Origin of the sequence: Propionivibrio sp. (genome assembly GCF_049316945.1) — a bacterium.
In the GTDB taxonomy this organism is placed as follows: domain Bacteria; phylum Pseudomonadota; class Gammaproteobacteria; order Burkholderiales; family Rhodocyclaceae; genus Propionivibrio.
Genome location: NZ_JBMOJE010000285.1, coordinates 1 through 2,907 on the forward strand (window position 1 = coordinate 1; position 2,907 = coordinate 2,907).

Genomic DNA, 2,907 nt, shown 5'->3' on the forward strand with positions numbered 1-2,907 from the left:
TCCGCAATCCTTAGACTTCAATGGCTTAACGTACAAAATTTTCCGTTTCTTGAGGTCGCCCCTTTTTGGGCGTACCTGCAAGATCGCGTCTCCTTGACCAACGCCATTCCTCCACTGGCTACGCTGATTCGCAACGCAGCAAATTCTGGTGCTTCACCCTGAGTTTTTGAGAAGGTACAGAGAACGGACTAAAAGGTTACCCTGAAAAACTAGCTTGATTGCCGAAACGCCATCACCGCTTGGTTGCGCAGCGTTCGCAGCATTGCCAGTTCTTTTTCATCTAACACCAGGCCGCCTTTTTCAGCCTTGTCAGCATAGATCAGCCCAAACGGTCGACCTTTGAGCAGCAGCGGCAAGATCAAAAAAGTCGGTGCAGCGTAGCTTCTGCGATACCAGGCTGGCAGGCGCTGGGCGATACGGGGGTCGCTGGCATCGCTGATTAGGGTATCGGTTCCCTTACTGCAAATGGTGGCAAACAGATCTGACGTGCCCTGTGCGTTAAGCGGCACACAAAACATTTTTACCACACCCTCAATGCCAGCGCCCAGACCAAACCGGCCAGTCAATGTATCGGTTTTGGTGTCGCGCATGCAAAAGACAATGCGGTGAAAGTCAAACGCGCGAAACATGGCTTCAAGGATCATGCGCAACACGTCACTCAACTTGAAATCCTCCACCATGACATTGACGATGTCTTGTATGCCCGCTGCCAGCGTCTGCGCTGCATGTTCCTTTTTTATGGCTATGGGTTGGCCGACCGGCAGCATCCGGGTGGCCTGTAGTTCGGTTTCGGCTAGAACTTCCTCATCCTCGTTGGCGTATTTCAGGTGCGCCTGGGTTGCGTCATGGGAGTCTTTAAGCAGGTACGAGGCCAGAGAATCTTGCCGAACCGTGATTTCCATGGCATCCACCAGTTCAAGCAGCTTTTTGCGCGCAGCCAGGGTGGCACTCTTGATCTGCTCGGCACTCAGGCCCAGCACCCGGGCGTAGCGCCTGGCTGACTGTGCCAGGCGTTGGTCAACCTCTTGGGCATCGGCGCGCAGCATGGTATCGGCCATCTCATTGGCAGCGCGCGAACACCAGCGCAGGCGATTCTGCACATCGTTGGAAATCTGGTTTGGCGGGTCACTGGCTGGCCCAATGATGCAATGCTGAATGCTCTTGGGCAAGTCCCAGGCCCTGGCAACCCCTAGTCCCAATGATTCAAAATTCAGACCCAATACCCGGGCCGACGCAGATGCTTCACTCATCGGATAGGGCGGTGTTGTCATGAGTTTGCGTATGCTGGCCACTTCGGCCGGAAAATAAAACTGTGACACCATGCGCCCCAGGTTCTGAAACAACGCGCCAATAAAAGCATCTTCACGTTCAACCGTGGTACTGCTCAACTCGGAAGCAATGGTGCCGGCCATCAGCGCGCCCAAAAACTCTTCCTTGAGCAATTGGACATTGGGTTTGTCATGCATGTGCTCCAGCAACACCAGGCTAAACGCCATGTTGCGAATGCCATTGAAGCCTACCAGGCTGACCGCCCGGGATACCGTGCCGATGCTGCTTGAGTGTGCATAGTGGGCGCTGTTGACCAGGCGCAGCAGCTTGTTGGTCAGCGCCACATCCTTCAGAATTTCATTGGTTATGCTGCTGATGCTCTCCTTCTCGGACGATGCCATGCGCTGGATGCGACCGATCGACTCCGAGAGTGCCGGAAAGTCGCTGTTGCCGCGCATGCGGCGCATCAAGAATTCGAGTGTGCTGTTTTGGTGGCCTGCCTGGGCGGACTCCGCCAGACCTTGTGCGAGCTGGTTTTTACTTGACCATTCGCGCAGCGCATCCAGAAATACCTGGGCGTTGGGATGGCGTTGCCGTGGATCCAAGGCAAGGGCGCGCAACACAATCGGGCGCAGCCGGTCATCCAGACGCGCTTGCAGCTCTGGCGGCAGCTCCAAGGCTTGAGGCACCGCTGGTTGCATGCTGCGCTGCACATTCTGCCCGGCCCGAAGCGGCTTGCCCCAGACCAGCTCCGCGAGCATCAGCCCGACCGAGTACACATCCATCAAGGGTGAAAAGGCCTCGCCCCGAAGCGCTTCGGGGGCCATGTAGGGCAGTGTCCCTGCCGCACCGGGGGCACCCGCCTGCTCCAATACGATTTGGGCGGGAATGTAGAAGTCCATCACCCGCGCCCGACCGGCACCATCTATCAGCACATTGGAGGGTTTCAGGTCGCGGTGTATTACGCCACTGGCATGGGCTGCCACCAAGGCACTCAGCACTTCTTGCATCAAGGCGGCTGCTTGCAAGGCAGACATGGCCCCTTGAACCATCAGCAACTGCGCCAGTGTGCGGCCCGGCACATACTCAAGCACCAGGCAAAGCTGCTGATCCTGCACATCGGCTTCAAACACCGTAACAATATTGGCGTGTCTGAGGCTGCCGACTGAGCGTGCTTTTTGCAGCCACTGGTCCAGGGCCGAGGCATTCGAGCCCTGGACTGGTCGCATCAGCTTGACGGCGACTTCACGTTCAAGCCGAGGGTCGAATGCCAGCCAGACCTGCGCCTGTGTACCCTGCCCTAACAGGCTTTTGAGTTCAAAGCGCCCCAGTTTGGCAGGCCGCTTGTGCGGCACGTCATCCGCCATGCGCATGAAGGTGGCCGGGGGAAAAGAGTTTGCCATGAATCTACCCATGCTTAAAAACGACACGATAGTTATAAATTTGGGCGTGGTTCAATCCCGGGTAACACTTTAACCCCGTTTCAATAGACTTTATTGGAAACCAATTCTTGAAGACTTCTAACTTGTTGTTTTCCATACAACTCTTGGTAGGTTTCCAATAAAGTCTAATGCAGATAGCTTTAGTTTAGACATTCGCGCTTCGGGTCAGTAGGCTGTGCCAGAATTCGCTATTGGG

General features: G+C 55.8%; 1 protein-coding gene. It reads right to left on the reverse strand.

Annotated features, from left to right (window positions below):
* Nucleotides 1-209 precede the first annotated feature (209 nt).
* On the reverse strand, nucleotides 210-2,672 hold the full coding sequence (locus ACOYNV_RS27050) for a protein kinase domain-containing protein (protein ID WP_422902918.1): 2,463 nt from the start codon (nucleotides 2,670-2,672) through the stop codon (nucleotides 210-212).
* Nucleotides 2,673-2,907: the final 235 nt, after the last annotated feature.